This window comes from Paraburkholderia sp. FW306-02-B (assembly GCF_058782725.1).
Genome location: NZ_JBYSXZ010000002.1, coordinates 1,562,072 through 1,589,038 on the forward strand (window position 1 = coordinate 1,562,072; position 26,967 = coordinate 1,589,038).

19 protein-coding genes and 1 pseudogene are annotated in these 26,967 nt (G+C 59.5%); 8 read left to right on the top strand and 12 right to left on the bottom strand.

All coding sequences use genetic code 11. From position 1 onward, the window contains the following. Window positions 1–25: 25 nt before the first annotated feature. From AC3WOG_RS28165 to AC3WOG_RS28175, 3 genes are all read right to left on the bottom strand, one after another. Window positions 26–3,166, bottom strand: a complete 3,141-nt coding sequence (locus AC3WOG_RS28165; RefSeq protein ID WP_492582474.1) for an efflux RND transporter permease subunit — start codon at window positions 3,164–3,166, stop codon at window positions 26–28. Then, complete coding sequence (locus tag AC3WOG_RS28170) at window positions 3,163–4,278, bottom strand: efflux RND transporter periplasmic adaptor subunit (RefSeq protein WP_492581115.1); 1,116 nt, start codon at window positions 4,276–4,278, stop codon at window positions 3,163–3,165. The genes AC3WOG_RS28165 and AC3WOG_RS28170 overlap by 4 nt, the downstream gene beginning before the upstream one ends. Before the next feature lie 82 nt (window positions 4,279–4,360). After that, window positions 4,361–4,978, bottom strand: a complete 618-nt coding sequence (locus AC3WOG_RS28175; protein WP_492581116.1) for a TetR/AcrR family transcriptional regulator — start codon at window positions 4,976–4,978, stop codon at window positions 4,361–4,363. Between the two features lie 76 nt (window positions 4,979–5,054). On the opposite strand from AC3WOG_RS28175, the gene AC3WOG_RS28180 reads away from it, so the two are divergent. Further along, the gene (locus AC3WOG_RS28180; RefSeq protein WP_492581117.1) at window positions 5,055–6,515 is read left to right on the top strand and encodes an efflux transporter outer membrane subunit; all 1,461 of its coding nucleotides are present in this window, start codon (window positions 5,055–5,057) and stop codon (window positions 6,513–6,515) included. Between the two features lie 393 nt (window positions 6,516–6,908). On the opposite strand, the pseudogene AC3WOG_RS28185 reads toward AC3WOG_RS28180, so the two are convergent. Continuing rightward, window positions 6,909–7,962: pseudogene (locus AC3WOG_RS28185) on the bottom strand (transposase). A gap of 784 nt (window positions 7,963–8,746) precedes the next feature. Between AC3WOG_RS28185 and AC3WOG_RS28190 the strand changes: the two are divergent. Next, on the top strand, window positions 8,747–9,778 hold the full coding sequence (locus AC3WOG_RS28190) for a TRAP transporter substrate-binding protein (protein WP_492581118.1): 1,032 nt from the start codon (window positions 8,747–8,749) through the stop codon (window positions 9,776–9,778). Continuing rightward, window positions 9,775–11,685, top strand: a complete 1,911-nt coding sequence (locus AC3WOG_RS28195; protein WP_492581119.1) for a TRAP transporter large permease — start codon at window positions 9,775–9,777, stop codon at window positions 11,683–11,685. Before AC3WOG_RS28190 ends, AC3WOG_RS28195 begins: the two co-directional genes overlap by 4 nt. A gap of 245 nt (window positions 11,686–11,930) precedes the next feature. On the opposite strand, the gene AC3WOG_RS28200 is transcribed toward AC3WOG_RS28195, so the two are convergent. The 4 genes from AC3WOG_RS28200 to AC3WOG_RS28215 all read right to left on the bottom strand — a co-directional run bounded on the left by AC3WOG_RS28200 (window position 11,931) and on the right by AC3WOG_RS28215 (window position 16,943). Next, window positions 11,931–12,461 carry a hypothetical protein gene (locus tag AC3WOG_RS28200; protein WP_492581120.1) on the bottom strand — a complete coding sequence of 177 codons (531 nt, stop codon included), beginning with the start codon at window positions 12,459–12,461 and terminating at the stop codon, window positions 11,931–11,933. Between the two features lie 47 nt (window positions 12,462–12,508). Then, window positions 12,509–13,921 (bottom strand): pyruvate kinase, encoded by a 1,413-nt coding sequence (gene pyk, locus AC3WOG_RS28205; protein ID WP_492581121.1) that lies wholly within the window; start codon window positions 13,919–13,921, stop codon window positions 12,509–12,511. A 328-nt stretch (window positions 13,922–14,249) separates the two neighbouring features. Next, the gene (locus AC3WOG_RS28210) at window positions 14,250–15,659 is read right to left on the bottom strand and encodes a four-carbon acid sugar kinase family protein (RefSeq protein ID WP_492581122.1); all 1,410 of its coding nucleotides are present in this window, start codon (window positions 15,657–15,659) and stop codon (window positions 14,250–14,252) included. Window positions 15,660–15,665: 6 nt separating this feature from the next. Continuing rightward, complete coding sequence (locus tag AC3WOG_RS28215; protein ID WP_492581123.1) at window positions 15,666–16,943, bottom strand: ribulose-bisphosphate carboxylase large subunit family protein; 1,278 nt, start codon at window positions 16,941–16,943, stop codon at window positions 15,666–15,668. A 201-nt stretch (window positions 16,944–17,144) separates the two neighbouring features. Between AC3WOG_RS28215 and AC3WOG_RS28220 the strand changes: the two genes are divergently transcribed. Then, window positions 17,145–18,023 (top strand): LysR substrate-binding domain-containing protein, encoded by an 879-nt coding sequence (locus AC3WOG_RS28220; protein ID WP_492581124.1) that lies wholly within the window; start codon window positions 17,145–17,147, stop codon window positions 18,021–18,023. A gap of 208 nt (window positions 18,024–18,231) precedes the next feature. Then, window positions 18,232–19,002: an SDR family NAD(P)-dependent oxidoreductase gene (locus tag AC3WOG_RS28225; RefSeq protein ID WP_492581125.1), complete on the top strand. Its 771-nt coding sequence runs from the start codon at window positions 18,232–18,234 to the stop codon at window positions 19,000–19,002. A gap of 335 nt (window positions 19,003–19,337) precedes the next feature. Here AC3WOG_RS28225 and AC3WOG_RS28230 read toward each other — a convergent pair whose 3' ends face one another. Then, entirely contained in the window at window positions 19,338–20,363 is a 1,026-nt protein-coding gene (locus tag AC3WOG_RS28230; protein WP_492581126.1) for an IS110 family RNA-guided transposase, read from the bottom strand. Between the two features lie 430 nt (window positions 20,364–20,793). Here AC3WOG_RS28230 and AC3WOG_RS28235 point away from each other — a divergent pair, with 430 nt between their 5' ends. After that, window positions 20,794–22,269, top strand: a complete 1,476-nt coding sequence (locus AC3WOG_RS28235) for a GGDEF domain-containing protein (protein WP_492582475.1) — start codon at window positions 20,794–20,796, stop codon at window positions 22,267–22,269. A 132-nt stretch (window positions 22,270–22,401) separates the two neighbouring features. On the opposite strand, the gene AC3WOG_RS28240 is transcribed toward AC3WOG_RS28235, so the two are convergent. The 3 genes from AC3WOG_RS28240 to AC3WOG_RS28250 form a co-directional block, all read right to left on the bottom strand. Next, the gene (locus AC3WOG_RS28240) at window positions 22,402–23,163 is read right to left on the bottom strand and encodes a hypothetical protein (RefSeq protein ID WP_492581127.1); all 762 of its coding nucleotides are present in this window, start codon (window positions 23,161–23,163) and stop codon (window positions 22,402–22,404) included. Window positions 23,164–23,836: 673 nt separating this feature from the next. Further along, window positions 23,837–24,202 (bottom strand): hypothetical protein, encoded by a 366-nt coding sequence (locus AC3WOG_RS28245; protein ID WP_492581128.1) that lies wholly within the window; start codon window positions 24,200–24,202, stop codon window positions 23,837–23,839. An 809-nt stretch (window positions 24,203–25,011) separates the two neighbouring features. After that, window positions 25,012–25,341 carry a hypothetical protein gene (locus AC3WOG_RS28250; protein WP_492581129.1) on the bottom strand — a complete coding sequence of 110 codons (330 nt, stop codon included), beginning with the start codon at window positions 25,339–25,341 and terminating at the stop codon, window positions 25,012–25,014. Between the two features lie 203 nt (window positions 25,342–25,544). On the opposite strand from AC3WOG_RS28250, the gene AC3WOG_RS28255 reads away from it, so the two are divergent. Continuing rightward, a complete protein-coding gene (locus AC3WOG_RS28255) occupies window positions 25,545–25,931 on the top strand; it encodes an AbrB/MazE/SpoVT family DNA-binding domain-containing protein (protein ID WP_492581130.1) in 387 nt (128 codons plus the stop codon). Between the two features lie 571 nt (window positions 25,932–26,502). Then, the gene (locus tag AC3WOG_RS28260; protein WP_492581131.1) at window positions 26,503–26,964 is read left to right on the top strand and encodes a VOC family protein; all 462 of its coding nucleotides are present in this window, start codon (window positions 26,503–26,505) and stop codon (window positions 26,962–26,964) included. Window positions 26,965–26,967: the final 3 nt, after the last annotated feature.

A 26,967-nucleotide genomic window follows, 5' to 3' on the forward strand; every position in this document is an offset into this window, starting at 1 on the left:
TTCGATACAGTAAATTGATTGCGCTTTAACTGCGCGCGTCGAGCGCGTCCTGCAGCGTCGGTTCGGGAGGAAAGGCGTGCTCGTGGCGGCCCTTGTGCAAAACTGCGGGGTTGCCCGGCCGAATCCTGAACCAGATCGCGTACATGGCCGGCAGGAACACCAGCGTGAGAATCGTCCCGGCGAAGGTGCCGCCGATCAGCGTGTAGGCGAGCGTTCCCCAGAACACCGAATGCGTCAGCGGGATGAAGGCCAGGATCGCCGCCATGGCCGTGAGGATCACCGGGCGCGCCCGCTGCACAGTGGCTTCGACGACCGCATGGAACGGATCCAGCCCGGCATGTTCGTTCTGGTGAATCTGCCCGATCAGGATCAGCGTGTTGCGCATCAGGATGCCCGACAGCGCGATGAGACCGACCAGCGCATTGATGCCGAACGGCTGCCCGAACAGGATCAGCGTCGGCACCACGCCGATCAGGCCGAGCGGGCTGGTCATGAACACCATCACCATCGCGGAGATCGAACGCACCTGAAAGATGATGATGATCAGCGTGATCGCCAGCATGATCGGAAACAGCGGCAACATGGCGGTCGTCGCCTTGGCCGATTCCTCGATGGAGCCCGCCTGCTCGATGCGATAGCCACTGGGCAGCTTCGCGATGATCGGCTGAAGCTGGCTGGTGATTGCCGTTGATACGTCTGGTGGCTGCAGGTTGTCGGCAATGTCGCCACGTACCGTGATCGTCGGCACGCGGTCGCGCCAGCGCATGATCGGCTCCTCCATGCGCACATCGACCTTGCCCACCTGCGACAGCGGAACGCGTTGCCCGTTGGCGCCGGCCAGCGTGAAGTCGCCGAGCCGGGCAGGGTCGAGACGCACATCGCCGGCCGAACGCGCGATCACCTGCACGCTTCGAATATCCTCACGCACGGCGGTGACAGGCACGCCGGTGAGCAGGAACTGCAGTTGTTGCGCGACGGCGCTGGACGTCAATCCCACCGCCTGCAAGCGATCCTGCTGCAAGGTGAAGTGCAGCGTCGGTGAGCGCGTGCCCCAGTCGGCGTTGACCGTGCGCATCATCGGACTGGCCTCCATCACCTGCTGAACTTGAGCCGCGATTCCACGCAGCTTGTCCGGGTCGGGACCGGTGGCGCGATAGGCGACCGGGAACGGCGAATATGGCCCGAACACGAGTTGCGTGACGCGTACGCGCGCTTCGGGCACAAGACCGTCGCCGATAGCTCGCCGCAGTCGCGCCTTCAATGCATCGCGTTCCTCCTGACTGTCCGTGCAGATCACGATCTTGGCGAACGACGGATCGGGCAGTTCCGGTCCCATCGCCAGGAAAAAGCGCGGTGCACCCTGGCCGACGTACGCGGTGACGATGCTGGCCTCCTTCTGTCTAGCCAACCATGCCTCCACCTTTTGCGTGGCGGCGCTGGTCTGTGAAATCGACGTGCCATAGGGCATCTGCACCTCGACCAGCACTTCGGGACGGTCGGAGATGGGGAAGAACTGCTTCTTGACCACGCCCATGCCGAGGATGGCCAGGGCGAAGAGGGCAACGACTGAACCGGCGACCAGCCATTTGCGCGCGATCACGCGCGTCAGCAACTGGCGGAAGCGGTTGTAGCGCGGCGTGTCATAGATCGCGTCGTGCCCGCCTTCGACCTTCTTGAAGTCGGGCAGCATCTTCACGCCGAGGTACGGCGTGAAGACCACGGCGACGACCCACGATGCGATCAGGGCAATGCCAACGATCCAGAACATGTTGCTGGTGTATTCACCGGCGGTGGACCTTGCGAAGCCGTTGGGCATGAAGCCAACCGCCGTCACCAGCGTGCCCGAGAGCATGGGTGCGGCAGTATGGCTCCAGGCATAGGCAGAGGCGGCCACACGGCTGTAGCCTTCCTCCATTTTCACCACCATCATTTCAATGGCGATGATCGCGTCGTCCACCAGCAGGCCCAGAGCCAGGATCAGGGATCCCAGGGTGATGCGGTCGAAGTTCTTGCCGGTCGCGGCCATCACCACGAACACGATGGCCAGCGTCAACGGAACAGCGGCGGCGACCACCAGGCCTGCGCGCCAGCCCATGCTCACGAAGCTCACGAGCATGACCACCAGCAGGGCGACGAAAAACTTGAGCATGAACTCGTCGACCGCCGAATGAATGTTGACGGCCTGATCGGTGACCTTGGTCAGGCTCATGCCCAGCGGCAACCCGGCGTTGATTGCGCCGACCTCGCTGTCCAGCGCCTTGCCCAGGTCGAGCCCGTTCCAGCCGTCGCGCATCACGATGCCCAGCAGCAGCGCCGGCTCGCCGTTGTTGCGGATCATGAATGTCGCCGGATCTTCATAACCGCGCTCGACAGTGGCAATGTCCGACAGCTTCAGCGTGCGACCCTGCACGACGACCGGCGTGTCGCGGATTTTCTGCAGGTTGTCAAAGGCGCCGTCCAGGCGAATGAACACCTCCGGACCTTTGGTCTCCACGGAGCCGGCCGGCGTCAGCGCGTTCTGGCCGTTGAGTGCGGCGAACACGTCCTGCGGGCTGACGCCCAGCGTCGCGAGCCGGTCGTGCGATAACTGGACATAGATGCGCTCGGCCTGCTCGCCGATGATATTGACCTTCTTCACGCCCCGCACATGCAGCAGCCGTTGGCGCAGCGTTTCCGCATCGCGCACCAGCAGGCGCTGCGGTTCGCCCTTCGCCTTCAGCGCGAACAGTGCAAAGGTGACGTCCGCATATTCGTCATTGACCATCGGCCCGATTACGCCGGCCGGAAGGTTGCTCGCCTCGTCGCCGATTTTTTTCCGTGCCTGGTAGAACTGCTCCTGCACTTCCGACGGCGGCGTGCTGTCGAGCAACGTCAAGGTCGTGAAGGCCAGGCCAGGTCGTGTGTAGGTTTCGGTTCGGTCGTACCAGCGCAGCTCCTGCATGCGCTTTTCGATTTTCTCGGCAACCTGATCGTGCATCTCCTGCGCGGTGGCGCCAGGCCACGCGGTGATGATGGTCATCACCTTGATTGTGAACGCCGGGTCTTCGGCGCGACCCAGCCTGAAGAACGACAGGAGCCCGGCCAGCGAGATCAGGCAGATCAGGAACAGGGTGATGGAGCGCTCGCGCACGGCGAGCGCCGACAGATTGAATCGGCCTTCGCTCACGGACGTGCTCCTTCGTTCGCCACCGCGACGGCCTGGCCGGGCACCCGGACCTGTTCGCCTTCGCGCAGCAACTGGGCACCGAGCGCAATGACGCGATCGCCTTGCTTCAACGTACCGGACACGCGCGCGCTGTCGTCGTCCAGGTGAAGGACCGTCACCGGCCGCCATGCAACCCTGGCCGGCTCGCCGTTGACGACCCACACGCCGGACCCTTTGCCCGCGTCGAGCACCGCGCCGATCGGCACCTGCAGGCCGCCCTGGAGCGCCACGCGTGCGTCCGGTATCTCGATCGTGACGGTTGCGCCCAGCGGCGCGTCGGCCAGCGCACCCTGCAGCACATAACGCGCTTCGAAGGTGCGGGTACGCGGATCCGCCGTATCCGAGAGCTGGCGCAGCATGGCTGGCACGCTGACGCCGCTGTTGCCGAACAGGGTGGCCTGGGCGACCGAACCGATGGCGGGGCGCAGGGTTTCCGGTAGCTGGATCACAGCCTCGCGGCGCCCGGCGTGGGCCAGGCGCACCACCGGCTGTCCGGCGCTGACGACCTGGCCCGGTTCGGCCAGTGTTTCCATCACGACGCCATCGCCGTCCGCGACCAGATCGGCATAGCCCGTCGCATTGCGCGCCACGTCGGCGTCGGCTTCCGCCGCGCTGAGCTGCGCCCTGGCGGCATCGGCGGCCGCCTTGGCCTGGTCGTAGGCCGAAGCCGAGATCGCACCCGTGCCGCGCAGGTCGCGATAGCGTTCCTCATCCTGCGCGGTCTGCTGCGCGCGCGCCCGCGCAGCAGTGACCGCGTCCTGCCGGGCCTGCGCGGCAAGCTTGAGATCGATGGGGTCGAGGCGCATCAGCAGCTGGCCGCGTTTGACGGTCTGGCCGGTATCCACAAGCCGTTCCAGCACCTTGCCGGAAACACGGAAACCCAGGTCGCTTTGCACGCGAGCCGCGACAGTCCCTGTAAACGAGCGGGACGCGGGGACGGCGCGCTGGGCGATGGCCGTGCGCACCAGCGGCACCTCGGTGCGCGGATCGGACGGTGCTTTTTCGCCGCAGGCCGCTAGCGCAAGCGGCAGCGCACAGGCGAGTGCGGAGGTGGCGAGGCGACGCGAGAACATGAAAGTCCCATCGATGAAGTGATGATGGTTTCCATTATGGTTCTAGTGACCAATACAGTCAAGCGTCACTAATGGGGTCTGGTCAGGGCGACAGACTTCGAAGTACCAGGCTGGACAGCTGCGCAGGCGCAACGTCGGTGGTATCGCGGTTGTACTGCAGGAGTAGCGGATTGAGGTAGGGGCGCAGCACCAGATAGATCGCCATCGCGGTTTCGTCCAGTGGCGTCTTGCGCTCGAAGTCTCCGCTTTGCCGGCCTGCCTGCAGGACTTCCTGGAGCAGCTTCTGAACACGTGCTTCATAAGCCTGAACCGCCTGCCAGTTTTCCGTGGCGGCCGATGCTGCGATGTCGTACAGCTTGCGGTCCCGGAAAAACAGCCTGAGGCTCGCATCGGTAAAGACCTTGAAGATCCGTCGCAACTTCTCCGGCGGCAGATCCGTCTCCGCGACGGCTGTCGTGACCTCGTTTTCGATCTCGCGCAGGCAGTTGACGCAGATCATCTCGCCAATGGCCTGCTTGGATTCGAAGAACTTGTAGATGTAGGCCTTGGAAAACCCGATCGCCTTGGCAAGGTCGGAGACCGTCGTTTTCGCGTAGCCATACCGGCTGAAGTGCTCGGTGGCGGCGGCAACGATCTGGTCCCGTACCTCGTGATCGGCCGGGCCGCGCGCGGGGGCGGAGGGAGTGGTGGTGTTTTTCATGGGTATAGCATATAGCAATGGACAACCGGTGACTATTTAGTATTATAGTCACACCCGGAAACTCGCGAAGACGCTCATGCTACCCAAACACCTCCTTGCCGCGGTCATTGCTGCCAGCCTATCGGCGGGCTGCGCTGTAGGCCCCGACTATGTCCGGCCCGATGTCGCCATGCCGGACCATTTCCAGGGTCGGGCCGCGGTAGATCACCGGCAGGCGGCGGCGAGTGCAGATCTGGTCACGTGGTGGACGGGTTTCGGCGATCCGCAACTGACACGATTCGTTACGCTCGCGCTGGAGCAGAACCTGGACCTCGCGCAGGCCGCGGCGCGCGTCTCGCAGGCGCGCGCGGGGCTCGGGGCAGCGAATGCCGCGCTGCTGCCTTCCGGCAATGTCAGCGGCCAGGCGGCCCGGGTCTACCAGTCGGTTGAAACGCCGCTGGGACGTGTCCTGAATTCAACGCCCGGTTTCGATCGCTACGGCAACGACTACGAGGCCAATTTCAGCGCGAGCTGGGAACTGGATGTGTTTGGTGGCCTGCGTCGCGGGCGGGAAGCCGCACTTGCCGACTATCAGGCTTCAGAGGCCGGTGCGGTGGCCACGCGCCTGGCTGTGGCAGCACAGACCGCGGACATCTACATCACCATTCGTGGATTGCAGGCTCGTCTGCAGGTGGCCCGCAAGCAGTTGCAGACGCAGCGAGATCTGCTCTCGACCATCAACCTCCTCTATGGCAAAGGGTTGGCGGCCGACCTTCAGGTGAGCCAGGCCGAAGGTGCGCTGGCCCAGGTGCATGCATCCATCCCGGTCCTGGAGGCCGGCCTGGATGCGGCGATGAACGCGCTGGACGTGATGCTGGGTGCACAGCCCGGCACGCATCGGGCGGAACTGCTCGAGGGCGGCGATATCCCGGCCGCCCCGCGAATCGCAGGCACCGGATCGCCTGGCGAGTTGCTCAGGCGTCGGCCCGATCTGATCGTGGCCGAGCGTCGCCTTGCTGCATCGAACGCGCGTATCGGCGTGGCAGTCGCTGAGTATTACCCCAAGCTGTCACTCAGTGGACTGATTGGGAGCGCCACCTCAGTGGCCAGCGGCAACCTGTTCAGTAGCGGCGCCAGTCAGGCCGCTGGCGTGCTGGGGCTGCGCTGGCGTCTGTTCGATTTCGGCCGCATCAATGCGCAGATCAATGAGGCCAAAGGCCAGGACGCCGAGATGCTCGCCGCGTACCGGCTTGCCGCATTGCACGCAACGGAGGACGTCGAGAATTCTTTCTCGGCACTCGTGAAGCGCGAGGAGCAGGCCGCCGTTCTCGCGCAGGGTGTGAGCTCGCTCGGCCGGGCGCGAGCCGCCTCGTTTGCGGCCTACCAGAAAGGCGTCGTCAGCCTGATCGAGGTCCTGCAGGCCGATCAAAACTTGCTGCGCGCATCCGACGAGCGGGTGCAGGCGCAAACGGAGTCGGCGCGCGCAGCGGTCGCCGCATTCAAGGCGCTCGGCGGGGGGTGGCAACCCGCCGGTCCTGAGGCCGTTGCAAGCCGATAGGACCACCGCCCCTGGGCCGGCTGCAGTCGGCCCTTTCGTTTGCAGAGGCTTCCTCCGATAGTCAGGCTCGGGATTCTGTTTTCGGCGCCTGCAGATGCGCATTGCGCACGACGGGCAAGTGACCGTTGGTAATTCGAGAACAGCCACAACTAGTGCAATGACCTGACTGACGGAAACGGGTCGCTTTATGCCAGTTGCATGAAGGCCGCGCCTGGGGCGATCGCCGCGCTCGGTCGTCGGGCGGTACGCGGCCCAGAGTGTGTCAAAACGCGTCGTCTGCGGAAATTTGGCGACACGCTGTCTCGGTGGCACATTGAGGCTTATCGATTGCGGCACGATCAACGTCAATTCAGCGCCGAACGAATCGCAAGGACCTGGAGCCGCGTGCGGGCCTCACACCCGCATCGCCTTCATAAGCGTTTCTGAACCGAGTACCTTGATTACCCGCTTCATGTTGTAGGCGAGCACGTGCAAGCTCATCTCCGTGCTCACCCGTCCGATAGTACGGGTCAGGAAATGAGTCGCTCCCATCCAGCCCTTGATCGTGCCGAAGGGATGCTCGACGGTCTATCGTCGGATACGCATCATGTCGGGGGCGAGATCAAACCGGGCCTGCATCTCTTCGAGCAATCCTTCGTGCTCCCAGCGCGTTACCCGGCGTTCGGTGCTCGGAGTGCATTTGTCTTTCAACGAGCACTGTTGGCACTGCGAACTCCAGTAGCGATCAAACTTCAGGCTACGTTCGGTTGTCGTATAGCGCCATACGAGACGCTCGCCTGCCGGACATCGATACTCGTTCTTCTCGGCATCGTAGATAAAATCGTCTTTGCTGAAGCGGCCGTCAGCGGTCGCGCCCGAGGTCTTTGTCTTAGGAACAAACACCGTGATGCCGGCCTCGTGGCATGCGAGTATCTCTTCGCTCTTGTAGTAACCGCGGTCGGCAACTGCCGTGAGTTTTTTTTAGTTTCGCGCTCGTGAAGTTGCGATCGCGATGGTTCACAGCCTTAAACTTGCTGCCGTCTATCGCAACGAGCGCCTCGGAGAACAGGTTCAGGCGTTGGCACAGCACAACGAACTGGCGACAGACGCTGCGGATCGCCTTGCCATTATCTTTGCGGAACCTCGCAATGGTCTTGAAGTCGGTCACCAGACGACCCGTGAGCCACATCAATTCGACGTTGCGCTGTGCCTCGCGCTCAAGCCGTCGACTGGATTGAATTCGGTTCAGGTAGCCGTAGATGTAGATCTTAAGCATCACATCCGGGTGATACGCAGGTCGTCCGGTAAGCGCTGGTTCGACGCCCTCAAATCCAAGCTGATGAAGATCCAGCTCATCGACAAAGACGTCGACTACGCGGACCGGATTGGTATCCGCTACATAGTCGTCGAGCGATTCAGGAAGAAGGATTGTTTGAGTACGATTGTCGCCTTGAACGAACCGCTTCATCTCGCTCGCCTCCGCTATCGGACGAGATATTTTAGCAATTCAAAAAGGTGTTTTGACACACTCTGGGCCACTAGCTGCCGCTCGCGCAATGCACAAAGCCGACATTCCAATGGCCGGCTTGCATTCGCAGCCCGCCAGCTGAGCAGGCTACCAGGACAAAGCTGGTGCAGCCATTAACCAAGGTTAAGGGCAGTGGACGGACTACCCTTCCTCGGTCGTAACAAGCACGCAATGAACACTGCGCCTCCGATGTCGATGCAGCCTGTTTCGCCGGACAGTAGCTTGCCCCACAGTTAAGATCCGGTGCGTCCAGCGCGGCGCATCACGCCGACGAGAGCCTCCGTCCAAGAGACGATTTTTTTTCACCGAGAAGGCCTTCAGGCAGATCGCGAAATCCGGCGTAGTCCGCAACGTTGGTGACCGCGACCGGTTGCGAGTACAGTTCGCGGAGTGGAGAAGGTCGCGCGTCCGGGCCCGCCGCGCTGCGGGCGAAGGGGAGCGGGATTCCCCTAGGCGCAGTGACCACACGTTCGCGCGGCGGTGTCTGTTGAAGCCGTCGCCTCTCGAGTTCGAGTCAGCGATTTTTTCTCACCGTAGGTCGAGATAAAGTCGTTTGTTGAGGGGCGGCGCGTCCGCTACTCTAAATGCACGCACCGATCTGACAGGCGCGTCAAATCAAAAGCGCACCAAAACGCTCCTTCGTCCCATCGCGTCGGGGAAGGGCGGGTAAGCATATAAAGCGCAAGTCCTTGACGGACGATTATTCAAATCGTTGGAGACAAACATGGGATTCAATCGTAGAAACTTTCTCATCACCGGAACCGGAGCAGCCGTTGTCGCTGCGACAGGCCTCCTGGATGGTCCGTGGGTTCGGCGCGCCAACGCGGCAGAATTCTCCTATAAGGTCGGGACGAACCTGCCGGCAAATCACCCGCTGAATGTTCGTATTCAAGAGGCATCGGATGCGATCAAAAAGGAGACAGACGGTCGAGTCGACCTTCGGGTGTTTCCAAATAATCAGCTCGGTGGCGACCCGGACATGTTCTCGCAGTTGCGGGCTGGGGCACTGGAATTTTATACGGTCTCGGGCGCTAATACCCTTTCGACTCTGGTTCCGAAGGCATCCATCTCTGGCGTCGGCTTCGCATATAAAGACTATGACCAAGTATTCGCAGCATTCGATGGCGACCTTGGCGCCCATATTCGCGGGCTTATTGGAAAGGCGAATCTGATCGTGCAGGAAAAGATATGGAACAACGGGTTCCGGCAGATCACTACCAGTACAAAGCCCATCAAGACCCCTGCCGACCTGCAGGGGATGAAAATTCGGGTGCCGGGTGGTCGTCTCTGGATCTCGCTGTTCAAGTCGCTTTCCGCAGCCCCGGCGTCGATCAGCTTCAACGAAGTCTATTCTTCGTTGCAGACAAAGGTCGTCGACGGGCAGGAGAACGCGCTGGCTGTAGTAGACGCCGCGAAGCTTTATGAAGTCCAGAAATACTGCTCGATGACGAACCACATGTGGGACGGCTACTGGTTGTTGGGTAACAAGACAGCGTGGGAAAAGATGCCACCCACCGTCCGTGACATCGTCTCAAAGCACCTTAATGCGGGGGCATTGAAACAACGACAAGACGTGATTCACTTGAACGCCTCCCTGCAAAAGACGCTTGAGGGAAAAGGGCTTGCGTTTAACACCGCTGACGCGAACGCGTTCCGCCAGGCCCTGAAATCTGCGAACTTCTACACGGAGCAGAAGCAATTCTTCGGCGACGAAGAATGGGGTCTTATGGAGAAGTACACGGGGAAGCTGGCATGAGAACGCAAACGCTGAAAGACGTGGACGACGCACTCGAGCAACAGAGCAGCTCAACCGTCCACCAGACGACGAAGACGATGCCCCGCTGGCTGTCCCATGTGGACTTTGCGCTAGGCCTGATCGTCTCTGTGCCGGCGGCACTGCTGGTGCTAGCAGAAGTTATCCTGCTCTTCAGCGGTGTTGTTGCTCGTTATGTCCTGCACCACCCACTAATCTGGAGCGACGAACTCGCTGCCATCCTCTTTCTCTGGCTCGCAATGACAGGTGCCGCTACCGCGTTGCATCGAGGAAGCCACATGCGCATGACGGCACTGGTCAACCGCATGGGCGAGCACTGGGATCCCTTCTGGGACACCGTTTCGATGGTGGCAAGCATGCTTTTTCTCGGACTCGTACTTGTTCCGTCGATCGCTTACATCAAGCAGCAGTGGGACATTCTGACCCCGACAATGGAGATCAATGACGGCCTACGCGTCGCGGCTATCATCTTCGGGATTGTGTCGATGCTGCTGATCTGCGTGGTCAAGTTGTTAGCAATCGGTTGGAAGACTGCTATCACTGGGATTGCGGTGTCGCTAGTGACTGTGTTTGCTCTGGAACATGCCGGACCGGTTTTGCAATCGCTTGGAAACCTGAACTTAGTGATTTTCTTCGTTGGTGTGGTCGGTTTCACCGTCTTGAGTGGAATGCCTATCGCATTCTCCTTTGGCCTTTCCGTGTTTGCTTATCTTTCAATGTCAACGTCCATGCCGTTGGAAATTGTCGTTAGCCGCATGGACGAGGGAATGTCTCAGATCCTTCTGTTGGCTGTGCCGATGTTTATTTTCCTTGGGCTTCTCATTGAGATGACAGGAATGGCACGGGCGATGATCAACTTCCTGGCATCGTTGCTGGGTCACGTTAGGGGTGGCCTTTCATATGTTTTGGTCGGCGCGATGTACCTGATTTCCGGGATTTCGGGGTCAAAGGCGGCCGATATGGCGGCCGTTGCTCCGATTCTGTTCCCTGAGATGAAAAAGCGTGGCGAGAATCCCGGCGAGCTCGTCGCACTGCTATCAGCAACCGGCGCACAGACCGAAACGGTCCCGCCAAGCATCGTGCTCATCACGATCGGATCAGTTACTGGCGTATCAATCTCTGCGCTTTTTACCGGCGGTCTCTTGCCGGGGCTCGTACTGGCGTTCATGTTGTGCATGCTTGTCTGGTGGCGGGCCCGAAAATTTGAGCCCACGTCCTCCACGAGGGCCGCTTGGTCGTTGGTCGGAAAGGCGTTTGTGGTATCGATCCCGGCGTTGGCCCTTCCGGTTGTCATCCGCATGGCTGTGGTGGAAGGCGTGGCCACGGCAACGGAAGTTTCGACAGTCGGCATCGCGTATTCTGTTGTCGCCGGGCTTATGGTGTATCGATGCTTTGATTGGAAGCGTGTTGGCCCCATGCTCGTTGAGACGGCCGCTCTTTCCGGTGCGATACTGATCATCATCGGTACGGCAACAGCGATGGCGTGGGCGCTCACACAGTCCGGCTTCTCTCACGGACTGGCGGATTTCATGCAGCACCTGCCAGGGGGCGCGTTCACCTTCATGGTTGTGTCAATCTTTATGTTCATCATCCTGGGCAGCGTCCTCGAGGGAATACCAGCCATCGTGCTCTTCGGGCCGCTACTTTTCCCCATTGCCCGGGCTGTCGGCATCCATGAAGTTCAATACGCGATGGTTGTCATTCTTTCGATGGGTTTGGGGCTGTTCTCGCCGCCGTTCGGGGTCGGCTATTACGGCGCGTGTGCAGTCAGCAAGATCTCGCCGAACTCGGGCATTCGTCCGATCATGGGTTATATGGCAGCACTGTTCATTGGAATCGTGGTGATCGCAGCGGTACCATGGATTTCAACCGGCTTTCTGAAAAGCTAAGAGGCGAGTACAGGCAGAGATCGAAGAGGCTGGACGCACGTCCAGCCTCTTTGTTTGGAAGTCGTTTCAGGCGATCGTTGGCGATGTTGATAAGTTGATAATGCGATTAGATGCTGCGAAGAAACTATCGCCAGCGCGGATCTGGACACGGCTTCAGTGGCGCTGCCGCCGGTATCAACTGGAGAACCACAGCGGGTGCGGTGCAACAAGCTCGCCTGTGCCGATACAACACGCTCGATGGACGATCAGTCCCTGGTAGTTCTATCGGCGCATCCGGTGTGATCGCACTGCAGCAAGGCTTCCCCGGATCGGACTACCAACATGCCAAGGAGCTGTTCCAACTTAGCGTGGCATCGTGTGAAAAGCCCCCCGGATATGCCGCTAAGCTGGACGTCGTAGATACATACGATCTTCTCGAGTATAGAGCTAGCGTCCTCACTGAGTGTCCACGGCCCGCCGCCTGCGCGAACAGCCGCGATGGCCTCTATCTCGCGCTCAGCGTCGCAGTAAAGCTGATAGGTGCCGGCGCCCAGCCCCTCTTTCCACATCAAATATGACAGATATGTTGTTCGGATGAGTTGATATAGCAGATGCTGGCTGCCGTGGCCGGATTGAAACGAAGCAAGGGCGAGGTGCGAGACTAAAGACAGGTCTTTGATAAGCGGCAAGAGAAGCGGAAGAAGCATCTGTTTTGACAGCGCCGGTCCGCGTCGTGGTTTTTTGAGATTCCGTGCTTTCGTTACCATGGCGGATACCAGCGCCTTGCCGAAACTCATGGGGGCCCGCGCAGCGCGCCCCCATGCCCTGACGTATGAATGAAAGATCAGGAAGGGTAGACGATTCTCAGCAGATTACTGATGCCGGGCGTGCCAAACGGGACACCTGCTGCGATCAGGAGCGGTTTGCGGCGGTCGACACCGATCCGATGCGCTGCCGCCGTGGCCTTCGTGACCATATCTTCAACGTTCTCCGCATCGTCGACATGCAAAGGACAGGCACCCCAGGTCAACGTAAGTTGACGCGCAACGGCTTCATCAGGAGTGAGCGACAGGATGCGGGAGGTTGGCCGTTCGCGAGCAATCCGCGCGGCAGTCGCGCCGGAAGTGGTGTAGGCGACGATTGCTGCGACCGACAACATTGAGGTAATGGTAAAGATCGCTGCGCTAATCGCCTCCGGTGCGTCAGCAGAGGCGGGCGGCCTGACTGCTTTGAGCAGTTGGCGATACGAGGGCGCATTCTCTGTGTGCTCGATAATCCTATTCATCATCGAAACCGCTTGGACGGGGAAGGCACCTGACGCGGACTCCGCGGACAGCATAACGGCATCGGCGCCGTCAAAAACGGCCGTCGCTACGTCGGACGTCTCTGCTCGCGTGGGCACGGCAGAGTTCACCATCGACTCCAGCATCTGCGTTGCTACAACGACAGGCTTTCCGGCCTCTCGACATAAACCTACGATTCGCTTCTGGATTACCGGGACTTCCTCGGGTGGCAGTTCAACACCCATATCGCCACGCGCAATCATGATTCCACCAGAAGCCTCGATGATTTCCTCGATCGAATCAACGGCGGACGGCTTCTCGATCTTGGCGATAATCTTAGCCCGGCCTTTGATCAGATTACGCGCGTCGCGCACATCCTCTGCCCGCTGCACAAAAGACAGTGCGATCCACTCTACGCCTTGTTCCAGGCCAAATTGGAGGTCTTGCTTGTCCTTATCGGTCAGTGCTGGAATGGGGAGGACCACGCTCGGGACGTTGACGCCCTTTCGGTCCGAAAGGATGCCGCCGATGACAACTTCGGTTGTGATGCGGGTAAGCGACGAATCGACAATCTTGAACTTCAGCAGGCCGTCGTTGGCGAGCAAGGTATCGCCGATCGCCGCGACTGCGAAGATTTCCGGGTGAGGGAGACAGACCCTCGACTCGTCACCGGGCGCGCTATCAAGGTCAAAGCTGAAGGTCTGTCCTGGCCGCAGATCGACCTTCCCATCTTTGAACCGCGCCACACGCAGCTTCGGCCCTTGCAGATCAAGCAGCACGCCGATCGGACGACCATGTCGGGCCTCGATACGGCGAATTGCTTGCAGTCGCTGAGCCTGTTCCGCATGACTGCCGTGGCTCATGTTCAACCTGAAAACGTCGGCGCCGGAGACATACAGGCTCTCAATCAGGCTCTCGGCGGAACTTGAAGGTCCGAGCGTCGCAAGGATTTTCGTGGAGCGGTTTCTGTTCATCGATGAAAAGTTTCAGGTTGCGGAAGACTATGTGCGGAAGAGATGAGGAATCGAAGCGGGCCCGAGATGACGACGCTTAGGGAAATGAGCAACTACCGTGTTCGGATGTGACGACATTGCGGTCGGTCTCGATCTGTACAGGGAACCTATGCGATAGAGACTTGCTGCGCGCGGCTCCGTGCCAAGTCCATCCTGTTGGCAATCGCCTAAGCGTCGGGCCGTTCTCCGACTTCTTGATTGACCAACGGGAACGCGCCTTAAGTCGCGGTTCCCGTTAGCATCTACTTTGCGACGTGAAGAAGTGTGGCTGCGCCGCGGGACGCGGCGATTATCTTGTGGTGCCGTCCCGGGCGATGACAAAGAAGTTCTCGTCGCCCATTTGGCCGCCCTTGAGTGCAAGCTGTAGGTTTCGCAAATGAGACTTATCGGAAAGCACCCGGCACAATGGCGCGCCTGCGGCGAGGCGGCCGTCAATCTCAAGCGCGTCGGGCCCAAGAACTTGTGTGACTTGACTCGACGTATCGCCGCCTGAAAGAACCAGGCGGCGCAAATGAGTGGCCTCGAGAACAGCATTCGCGACCGCGCCAAGCCGTTGGCCTAACAATCGACCGCCTTGATGACGAGCGTCGTCTTGGGTCAGTCCGTCGGCGGTGAAGTACTCAAGCATTTCGGCGATGCGTGTATCGCGTGGCCCGCGGGCAGTGTGCATAATGACACTGCGCCCGTAGCTGAGCAGTGCAATCGTACGGCCGACGATATCTTGAGCTGTTTGCTGCCAACAGTCTTCTCGAACAAGCGCTTTTGCATCGATGGCAATCTCGGCGAAGCCTGCGGCGATCGCCGTGTCAATCTGTGCGGAAGACAGCGGTGACGCACTGCCAGAGATGGCAAGAATTTGACTCGTGGGCGCGATATGGTCGTAAGATCGCTGCGTATTGGGAAGCTTCCCGAGTTCACGCCACCATTGGGTCAGCGCATACTCGACCCCGGACGAGCCAATGGTAAATATGGGACCGACCGTTGAAGCGTAGCCGTCAAGGATGCGACCGACTTCGGTCAGATGACGTTCCGTGACTGAATCGAGCAAGATTCCCGCGTCGCCCCTCGAAGTTGCTTCCGACCACGCCCGGTCCACTTCTTCGCGAGCGCCTTCCAGACTGGGCAGGAAGATGCCGGACAGAGGCAAATCTGTCTGCAGCGCCAGATGACGCAAAAGGTCCCCCTCGACCATCGGTGTGACCGGGTGGACGCTCATGATCGGATGGCGATCGATTCGATAAGTCTTGTTATCGGTACCGGATCGGGCAAACAGGTTGCCAAAGGCGCAGTAGCGTTTTAATGCTGGAGTACCGGCAACAATCGGAACTGGCGTACTGGTGATTCCAGCGCGGGCTATCTCCAGAGCTTTTCCGATGCTTCCGATCGCTGGGCCACTATCGAAAGTTGAACAGACTTTGTAGTGCAGGATCGGAGCATTCAGGGCGCGCAGAGCCCCGAATACCGATGGAAGCGACGCGTCCATTTCGGACAGACTCATCCCTCGACTGTCACCTGCGACACCGATAGCGTCAAATCCGCCGAGTTGCGACAGTCTTTCGGACGAAGGCGCTGTCAAGAAAAGGGCGCACCGCAGCCCCGCGAAAGCCAGGACTTCCAGAGCGTCAGTCGAGCCGGTAAAGTCGTCGCCGTAGAAAGCCAGACGCAATGCCGCGTCGGATTGTTCAGCTTTTGCACTCATCCTGGATTACGCCGATTGGAAGTGAGACAGCGCAGCACGCAGCGCAGGTCGGGACTCCGCGAAGGTTTTCAGATCTACTCCTTCGACTGCTGCTTCCCACCCTTCTCGCATACTGGCAACACCCGCGGCGATTCCATGCGGATGTCCGATGATTCCGCCGCCGGCCAGATGCATCAGGTCCACGGAGCCCAGCTGAGCGTACAGGTCAGGGGCTTGAGACGCCCACTGGCCCGATGAAAAAACTGGCATCAACGGCTGCACACCCGCGAACGGTGCCAGGCAGGCACTGGCCGAATCGATGACGGATGCATCTGGCTCCCAAAACTTGCTGCGAATGCCGTTAACGTGCAACTGATCCACTCCAGCAAGTCGCCACAGCTTCTGAAACGCCTTGAAGGAGAACCCGAGTTGCGGGCAGCGCGTGAACGCACCCCAGCCGTTGCGGTGGCCGTGGATAGGTAATTGGGCATGCGTTCGAAGATGCTCGACGCCAGCAAAACCAACCCAATTAATGGAAACCATCACGCACGTACCGCCGGCCTGTAGAACCGCATCGTGTCGGTGGAGCATCTCGTCGATTGTGCCGGAGATGTTGATCGCGTACATCGGCATGCGACCCATGCGGTCGGCGTGTCGATGCAAGACCGGCATGACGGCTGCGAGACGTTCATCGAAGCTCGCGTATGTTGGGTCAGCGAGCAGCTCGTCATCCTTGATGAAGTCGATGTCTGCGGCACAAAGACTATCGACGATTTCAGCCGTCTGCTCCGGAAGCAAACCAATGCTCGGCTTGATGATCGTTCCGATCATTGGTCTGTCGTAGACCTTGGCGAAGTCACGGGTTCCGCCAATACCGAATTGAGGGCCCGGGAACCGCGCCGCGTACGTCGCTGGCAGATCGACGTCAAGCAGGCGCAGCCCTGTCACTTCCCCTAACTCAAACAGGTTGCCAGCTACAGTGGATAAAAGGGTGGGCAGATTGGCGCCAATGTTGTCCACCGGAAAGGCGATCTCGATTTCGCCTCGATAATATACACTCGGCGCCCCCTTCCGTTCGACGTGAGCACTGCGCAGCGACGGCTCGAGAACAGGGGGGTGCGAATCCACCTTCACTACGCGAGCACGGGCACGATTTTTCAGGGCATCAGTCTCTCCCGGGAGCGACAGAAACGTTCCGCTAGACTGTTCGCCCGCAATGACTTCTGCGGCTTTTGCAATCGGCACTGCGCTTTCGACGAAATAGCGCGCAGTGAATTCCGCTCTTTGATGGGAGATTTCGACCATGTTTGACTCTTCGTCCTGGGTATTCGAGCTGAAACCGGGCGCATGGACCTGCCGTGGCGGCATGCGCTTTAGCCGGGGGATGACCAGAATATAGATTTGACGTGTTGCGACATCAAACGATATGATTTCTCGACTCCGAGCGAAAAACTCACAATAGGCCGCTTCCGCAAGCAGTGGGCTTCGGGCCCAATAGGAGCCCATGTGCCTCGTCTTTCATTGAATGCGCTGCGAGCTTTTGAAGCCACGGCGCGCCTACGAAGTTTCGGCGCTGCCGCTGAAGAACTCAGCGTGACTCACGGTGCGGTGAGCAGACATATCCGTGCGCTTGAAGACCAACTGGGTGTCCTGCTGCTGTCACGCAATGCACACTCGACGGAGCCGACGCCCGAAGGCGCGCAGATGGCCGAAGGCCTGAGTGTGGCGTTCAACCTTATCCAAAAGACCGTCGATCAGCTCAAGCCGGGTCCGTTGACGCTCTCGTGCTCGGCTTCGATCATGATGTACTGGCTGCTGCCGCGCCTCTCAAAGCTGAAAAATGCGATCCCATCGCTCGAGCTGAGTTTCAACACAGGTCACGGCGAAATCGACTTTACCCGAGACAAGATAACGGTGGCGATACGGCTTTCCTCCATCCCGGTACCGAAAGGCGTCACCCCGGTTCCGTTGATTGAGGAATGGATCGGCGCAGTGTGCTCGCCCGAGTACATGCGCACACACCGGATCAAAAAACCGAGCGACCTGCAGCGTGTGCGGCTTCTAGCAACCAATACGCGACCGTCCGCGTGGGCCGACTGGTACAAGGCGACCTCGACTGTGCTGGAAAACCCGCCCGAAATCGCTGAATCGTTCGATCATTTCTATCTTCAGATTCAGGCCGCTAAGTGCGGATTGGGAGTCGCTGCAGTGCCGAGAATGCTTGTCCGAGACGAACTGGACTCAGCTGGTCTTGTCGCGCCGTTTGGCTTTGTCCCAGGCCCTGTAAGCCTCGTGCTGTGGGTTGCTCCTCATGCGGAGAGTCAGTCGAAAACCGTCGCCTTGGTGGAATGGCTGAGGAACGAGTTACAGCAAATGGAGGGATGAAGCCTCATTAGCATGCTTTCTTGCCGCGATCCATGTACCGAGTGTGACTTTTTTTCACAATCTGCAGCCTTATTATCCTTTGACCTTGTCCGCTTAGGCTCCAATAATCTCCACACGGGATGGCGCGCAGCGCCGTCGTTCGACGCTTCCGGGCATCGCAGTCGATGCCGCATAGCGTCTTACATCAAAAGGGGACAAGGTGGAGCAGATGGAGCAAAAAGACGCAAGTCGCGTCGCAGTGGTCACGGGCGGCGCAATGGGCATCGGTGCAGATTCGGCAGAACAGCTTGCAAAACGTGGTTATCACGTCGTTCTTGCCGATATCAACAAAAACGCCGCTGAGGAAGCGGCGTCAAGCTTCCGGCGCGCAGGCCTGTCAGTGTCGGCTACGGAGATGGACGTCTCAAGCGCCGAATCGATTGCCGCTGCGTTCGATGCGATCGACAGGACGCACGGGCGTTGCGACGTGTTGGTGAACGGCGCCGGCATTGCCAAGCTGGTGCCATTCATAGACTATCCCCTCGACACGTTTCTCAAAACCATGCAGGTCAATGTAACTGGCGCGTTTCTATGCTCCCAACACGCCGCGCGTCTGATGCTTAAGAACCGCTGGGGCCGCATAATCAATATAGCTTCGGTGGCAGGCATGCGAGCGGTCGGTAAGGGACGCACGGCCTACGGCACGTCGAAAGGGGCTGTCATCGCTTTAACGCGCCAGATGGCGGTGGAGCTCTGTGACTACGGCATCACCGCTAACGCAATCGCCCCGGGTCCAGTTGATACGCCGATGACTAAGGCACTCCACAGCGAAGAGTTCCGTGCCGAATACTCAAATGCGATTCCCATGAAGCGCTACGGCACGACGTCGGAAATCGCCGCGGCCGTCTGCTACTTGGCGTCGGAGGAAGCTGGATATACGAACGGGATCGTGCTTCCGGTGGACGGTGGATTCCTCGCATGGGGGGCAGGCGCGGTTTGAACGGCGTTGAGGGCTCTGGACACCAAACGCTGGAAGCAACGGATAGTGCGTCCGATTAGGGGTGCGCTCAAGAAATCTATGGTCACCCCCATTTTTGCAAGACTGCTTGTCGATGTCGTTGTTGGCTTGCGTAAATCTATTCGGCGTCGTTTTGGGGATAGCTTCCCCGCGCCACGATGAGATTTGCGCCTGACGGTCCTAAAAACGGACACAGTCTCGAAGACTTGTTTCTTGATCAGGTTTGCCGCCAGGCCACTGTGCCGTTCACGTCATCAATTTTCAGTCGTCGCAAAACCAGTTGGGTGATTCGTAAAAGTGAAAGTAAGGCCGCTCGGTCAAGCCGGAGAGTCAGCCGACCCAGCGTGAAACACGGTATTGCGGGCCGTGATCGCCCACGCCGTTCGGGCCAGTTTATTGGCCAGCGCGCAGGCAACGACGTTTGAATGCCGTCGCGTCAGCATCGCGCGGACCCACTCGGCCAGGCGTCCGGTGCGCTTATCAACCTGTCGCATGTAAGCTCGCGCACATAAAACCAGCAGGCGCCGGATGTTCTTGTCACCGCGCCTGCTAATGCCCAGCAAATTAGCTTTCCCGCCAGTGCTGTATTGCCGAGGTACGAGCCCGACTGACGCCGCAAAGTCACGGCCGCAGCCGTACTGCTTGCCGTCGCCTATTTCCGCTGCCAGCACGCTTGCTGTGATCGGGCCGACTCCCGGGATTGTCAGCAGGCGCTGGCCGAGATCGTCGTCGGCCAGCTGGCGGGCCATCTCCTTGTCGATCTCGCTGATCTGTTCGCTGAGGTACTTGAAGTGCGCGTGCAGACGCTCAAGGATTGCAACCAGATGCGGCGGTAGCGGGTGCTCGGCCAGAACAGCCGGCAGGCGCCTGATGACGGCCTGCCCGACCGGCAGACTAATACCGAACTCCAGCAGGAAGCCGTGCATCTGGTTGCTGGTCTTCGTGCGGTCCCGCACCATCGAGTCACGGACGCGATGCAAAGCCGACAGGGTTTGCTGCGATTCCGTCTTCGGCGTCACAAACCGCATGGCAGGGCGGGAAGCCGCTTCGCAGATCGCTTCGGCATCCACGAAATCGTTCTTGTTGCTCTTGACGAAGGGCCGCACGAACTGGGGCGAAATGAGTTTGACCTGATGGCCGAACGAAGCCAGCTTGCGTGCCATGTGATGCGAACCCGCGCAGGCTTCCATCACCACCATGCATGAGTGGAACGTGGCGAAAAATTCGATCAGCTGCTTGCGCCCCAGCTTCTTGCGAAACACCGCCTTTCCTTTCCCGTCTTGTCCATGCAGATGAAAACTGTGCTTGCCCAGATCGATGCCAACCAGTGTCACGTCTTGCATGATGGTCTCCAGTCCAGAATTGACGTCGCAAGCCTAGCGCACTCGCGGGGCGGGGGTGACCATCACATTACGGACGATAGCCGCAGCGCACCATCCGGCCGGCAGTGGGGTGTCGAATTGTGTCGGAATGGGCACGTTATTCAGCAGTATCGGCTGCTAATCTCCTGCTGTCGTGCCACAGACGTTGGTGGCGAACAAATGGTATTACAATTCAGGCGCATTACGCTGGCTGTTCGCTGGGGCGCACGCCAGTCGAATCGATTCACTGATCGCGGAAGAAGGGCCGACCATGACGGAAAGTGCGGGGCGGGTGTTGAAGCTGCTGACCGGCATTCCGGCACGGCTTCATGCCGCTGTCCTCGGCTCAGTCCCCGGGGCGGGAAGAGCTGCCGGAGAGGACCCGCTGTCCGCAGGTGATGCTGAACATCGTCTGTCTGCCCTGGTCAGCTCGCCGCGCATCGTGATCGGCAGCGGCATCGTCGTGGCCATCGCCATGCTGACCGTTTGCGCCGCCATTTTGTTTGGCGGTCGCCAGGATGCGATGGAACATGCATCCGATTCGTCGCGCAACACGCTCCTGGTGATCGAGCGGGACATCGCCCGCAATGTCGAGTTATATGACCTGTCGCTGCAGGCGGTGGTCGATGGCGTGCAGCGGCCGGACGTGATGGCCGCGCCAGCGCCGCTCAGGCGGGAGGTGCTCTTTGATCGTTCGGCGAGTGCGCCGTACCTGGGGGCCATCTTTGTGACCGACGCGGCCGGCAATATCGTGATGGACTCGCGCACGGACCGCCCGTCGAAAGCCAGTGTGGCCGAACAGGATTATTTCAAGGTGCAACGCGATCATCCGGCCTGGGGCCTCTACGTCAGTCCTCCGCACGCATCGCGAATGCTGAATGGCGACATAGTAATCACGCTCAGCCGACGCATCACGGATACGGATGGATCGTTCCTTGGCATCGTGATCGGCGCGGTCAGCACCGAATACTTTCACCAGCTGCTGTCGGGCCTGGAGCTTGGACCGCACGGCACGATGGCGCTCATTCACACCGACGGTTTCCTCGTCATGCGTGGCCCTTACAATCCCAAACTGATCGGTCGCGACCTCAGAGGAACAGGGCCATTCACGAAAATGATGGCCCAGCCGGAAGGCTCGTTTGCGGACACGGCCTCGATCGATGGCGTCCGCCGCCTCTATCAATTCAAACATCTGCCCGGACTTCCATTGATTATGGAAGTGGCCCCGGCCGAGACAGACATCTATGCGAAGTGGCGCGCGCGCGCCGTCAAGGTTGCTGTCGTCATGCTCGTGTTCGGCATTGTCTTTGTCGGACTGGCGGCATTGCTCGCTTCTTCCCTAGGCAAAAAAACACGGGCCGAATCGGCGCTGAAGGCACTTGCAAGTACCGATAGCCTCACGGGGCTTCCCAATCGCCGGACCCTGGACGAGCGGCTCGATCGTGAGTGGCGTCGTGCGCTGCGCACGCTGCACCCACTTTCCCTGCTGTTCGTCGATCTTGACCGCTTCAAGGCTTATAACGATTTTTATGGTCATCAGGCCGGCGATGAGGTACTAGCGAAAGTGGGGCAATGTATCGCCGAACAGCTTCACCGGTCGGGCGACCTCGCCGCGCGCTATGGCGGTGAGGAATTTGTCGTGGTGCTGCCGGGTATCGACAGCGTGGGCGCATTGGCGATGGCCGAAACCATCCGCCGCGCGATTGCCTCGCTGAATATCGAACATGCAGCAAGCGAGCAAGGCGCGGTTACCGTCAGCATCGGCGCGGCGAGCTGGCAAGGGCTGATGGCGGACAGTGTTGCCTCGGTGGTGAAGGCCGCCGATGAGGCGCTCTATCAGGCCAAGGCGATCGGCCGCAACTGCGTGTCGGGCGCCATACTGGGCTGAAAAGGACACATTGTCGAATGCCTTGTGCGCTGCGGCTATCGTACGTTTTCGTCCGTTTATTGACGGCACCCCATTGCGAGGCCGGCCAGAACCTGAAAGGCTTTCGGGATATCCGCTTGTCTGGTCCAGGTTTCAGGCGCTTAGCGCCTGATTGAACGGTTGTACGTCAGCCCGCCGACCAACTGTGGACCCCGTTCGACGCTCGAGCGACGCCTTGCGCTTTTCTTCAGCGTTCGCGATGAAGTCGGACAGTTCGCGCTCCATCGCTGAATCTTTGGCGCCCGGCTTCCACGTCGCGGCGCCGTGCCGCCGACGCGTGGTCCGAGCAAGTGCTAACGCTGCCATCGCAGCCTTTGCACATTCGTATTCAACCTGGCCACAAAGGTCGATCGGCTCACCGAATTCGCGGAACGCTTCCACATACTCCCGAGCCGCGTACACCGTTGCCGGGTACTCGCGCAGCTCGGAGATAACTTTGCGGCTCAGGACGTGCCACTGAAGCTTGTCCGGATAGGCAAAGACGGGGATGGACACGCCCTTGCTGGTTTCGCGGCTCATAGGGCCGACCGGCTCCGATGCCGCCCAGGCGGCCTTATGCATCATTGTCCGACAGGTTCGAGCGTAGCTTTCCAGCGATAACGCAAGTTCCAATGCAGTGTCGCGTCGCTGACGCCTGCGCTCCCTGGCATCCCTTGCTGAGATCCACGCGAGCGTTATGATAGAGCCGACTGCCCCTGACGCAAGCGCCAAAATCATCGGAGTGTTCCAGCCAGGTCGCTGGAGATATTCAAGCCATTCCTGCCGCATACGATGCGCCTCGGAGAAAGAGGTGCACAGAGTATAAGTAATCGTTTGCGGAGTATTCAGGGCAAAAAATGCGGTGTGTGTTTTCACCACAAACGCTTCGATGGGGCGGTGCGCATCTTGACAGACCGTGCCGTACCAGGGCACTTGTCGGCCCAGCACCAGGAGAGGGGCGTCAAAAGATTCAGGCCGGTTCGCTGCTTAAGCGGACGGGTAGTGACGTTGGTCCGAACGGAGGCAATGTGTCCGCGTGCTGCCGCTCCCGGCAAACACCGTTCGATCGCTAGACGATCGGCAAGGTTCGGCCATGAAGCGCCAATCGCCCGTGGCGTCGCTCGGACGTTCAGACGTCGGCTCCGCCCCGTAAACGGCCGTCCGAGAAACTCGAATGGTCCCCGCCGACCCGAAGCCTTCGCTTCGGACCGAAGCAGAAGCCCGGAATCGGGAAAGCAGACGGGCATCAGCTCGACACGCGGCTGAGATTCCCGACGACCGCCTGAGAAGTTATGTTCGCCTGCGCGCATCCGGCGATCGACGCCGGGGTGCGCGCGCCGCTCGGGCGACACGCGATAGAAGACTGTGGCGAGAGCGATATTGAGTACTCGCTTGCCTGTACAGGGAGATAGATCTTTGTTTCGCGTCCTTGGCGACCGCGTGACGACGCGCCACGGAACTCTATGAGCTATGTTGGACGCTCGCTGTCATTGACCGCGCGAAAGGACGGCGAAACTTCCGGCTTGCGGTCGTCTGATCGAAGAACTCGTTAGATGCCCAATAGCCTAATCCGGCGGTCATAGTTCATCCGGGCGAGCACCTTTCGCATAGCCTTCACCTCTCTCTCGTCGACCTTTCGAAGATCCAGCTCATAGTTCCGCAGACTGGTTGTCAGGCGAACTACGGCTGATTTTCTATCAAGGTGGAGTTCTTCCAGCAATTCCTCATCGTCTTCCACGTACCGTTCAAACGAAACGCTCACTCCTCGCTCCCAATCTGCCAGCAGGTGTTCGTATTTCGGCGTGCGCAGAAGGGTGAGACTTTCGATCTCAGTCGGATCCGCTGGGTCGATGACCGCAAAGGACACAATCAAGTCGTCCCCGTTCTCAGTCGAGATAAACGCGACAGTTTCCATAATCTTCGGTCTATGATTTCCGCAGTCACAAGGAACAGTCATCGCGCCCCGACGATCCCTTCTCGACGAGAAGGAGGCCAAGTACGAGCAACGATAGCATGGCGCATGAAGGCGAGAAGTTAGCGGGAGTGCTTGGAATCCACCCGCTTACATTGTTGACCGTTGCCTACATGGACCGATTCACTCCGAAAGATATCGATCGGGTGACGAATGTTCTGCGCACACAGTTACTGGAAATCTTCGGAGAAAAGTGACAGTAACAGCGGCGTGTGATCGCGGTGGTTCTAGTTGACAATCTATACCTCTCCGTACTGGAAGTCGTCGAGTCCGCTCCGGCGGTGCACGCTACTTTGGCCGCCCCGATTCGTCGAGGGCCTGGAGGCGGCGCATGCAGGAGTGCCGCGAGCCGGGCCTATCCCGTGTTCACTTCGCCCGGCCATTTTGGGTACCGATCCGAACTCTGGCTTTACAGCACTCGAAACCTAGCGGGCCGACTCCCGTCGACTGCCGTGCAGCTCGACTATCGATACGGTGTCGAACATGGGCGGCGTGGCTCGTTTCAGTGGAACCGCGATCGGCTGATCACGCTGAACTTGATGACGCCAGAGACGACAGACCGATTCGCCCCCCCAAGCGTCTGAGCTCGCCACAAAAGCAGAATTCTCTTTGCAAACTCGGTCTTTGCCAACGAAGCGCATCCTCAATCGCTGCACAATCGTTCTCGCGGACTCTTCGCGCAACCTGTCGTGAAAATTCCCAAAAAGAATTGGGAATCGTACTCCGACCACTCGTCTACATCAGCGACAAATTTAAGGGCCATCTGGAGGACATCGGGACACCAACATGTCTTTATCGCTCACATCATCCGGTGACACCATCCGAGCCGCAAACGCCCATGCATCATCAGAAAGGGTATCTTCCAGGCGGTTGATATATTTTCGCCAGTTCCTTGAAAGCAAAGGAGCGGTGAGAGCGCCTGCCACCAACTGATGATCAAAGCTGAAATAGCCGTTTTGCGAACGATGAATAAGATTGTGCTCGATAATGCAGAGGATTTTTAGCGAAGCGGAAGCGGCGCACTGCGATGATCGCAGGCACGGCACGCAATCCGGTTCGTGGTCGCGTTGTTGTTGAAACACGCCCGCCGCGACGCAACGCATCACGTTCCGCGGCCGACGCGGCAGGCGGTATCGGCGCGGCAGTCGAGGAAAGGCACGCAAGGCAGGGCGACAGGGCAGCAGTGATCGGGCGCGAGCAATAGAACGGTGCTGAGCTTGTGACGCTGCGGCATTCCGTTATATGCGACGATGTTGCAATTGCGACTGCGAGAGTGGAGGCGCAGATGGGACGGTCATTGATGGAAATGCGGAGTCTGGCTGCGGAGTTTCCCGATGCAATCAAGCGCATGAAGGCCTGCTTGAGGGCAGCAGGGCGTGTCGCGACGGATGAGCAAGTGGTCTGGGCGTGGTCCGAGTATTCGGAAAGCGTATGCGCCAGTTGGTTACTGCTTCCGGAGTCCGATGACGATTTGGTAGCGTTGCTTTTGAAGCATTGGCCGGCATGTGAGCTTCACGCGATAGGCTATATCGCGACGCTGACTGCGGGTGACTTCGGCGGAAGCCCCCAGCTTTCGCTACCGGAGGAGGTGATTCGCAAAATGGGATGGAAATGTGGAGATGAAGTGGAGTTACAGCGGCAAGGCGATAGTCTCGTTGTGCGCGGACATTGAAACCCTTGTCAGAGTTTGCCTACCGCAGCCGCTGGGATCACCACTGAACTCACTCTACGTGACTGGACACGCACTGCCTCGCCAGCACGAATGCGTTGTCGAGCCGACGGCAGTTCCCGCCGGTTAGAGGGCGTTCGCACAACGTCAGGCATCGACCGAGAAGGGGCACTCTCGGCCGCTCGACGCCTGACAGGCCGGGCTGAATGCGCTCAGTTTTTCGCACCCTGACGGGCCTGACGGATGGCCGCGATAACCCAGAGGATTGTTAGCGGAACGGGAACGGCCCGTTCGCCGTGCCTGCGACCAACGCATTGCGCCGTTCCCGTTCCACTAACAATCCTCTGGGTTATCGCGGCAAACTGCGTTCGGGCATCGTTCGAGATAAAACTTACTATCTGCTTTCGTATTTTGATGTTTTTTGTTTACCACGTCCTAGATGTTTGCAACTTTGCTGCTTCTGTTTTCATCTTTATTGTGAAGGAACAGTTGGCGATGCCATCCTCCTTGCTTTGCTCATTTGTTTAACTATTATGTTAAATATCAACCGAGAGGTTTATAAAAGGAGCCTGTCATGAGCGATCCGCTTCACCGTCCTTCGCTGGGGTCGTCGGTGTACTACAAAGACCCGTTTGCCGCGCTCGACTGGCTCGAAAAAGCCTTCGGTTTCGAGCGTCAGCTGGTCGTCACGGATAGCGACGGCCAGTTGGGTCACTCGGAAATGCGTTTCGGCGACAGCTACGTGATGATCTGCCGTGAGTGGTCGGAAGACGCGGCGAGTCCGGCCTCGATCGGCGGCAAGAACACGCAGTCGGTGCATGTTCAACTGCACGAAGGCATCGACGAGCATTGCGCACGGGCGCGCGCCGCGGGCGCCGTCATCACGCGCGAGCCGGCGGATCAGTTCTACGGCGACCGTGTGTACGCGGCGCGCGACCCGGAAGGGCACGTCTGGAGCTTCGGCCAAACCGTGCGCAAGGTGTCGCGCGAGGAAGCCGAGCAGGTGAGCGGCCTGAAGATCGAAGGATGGATGTGAGCG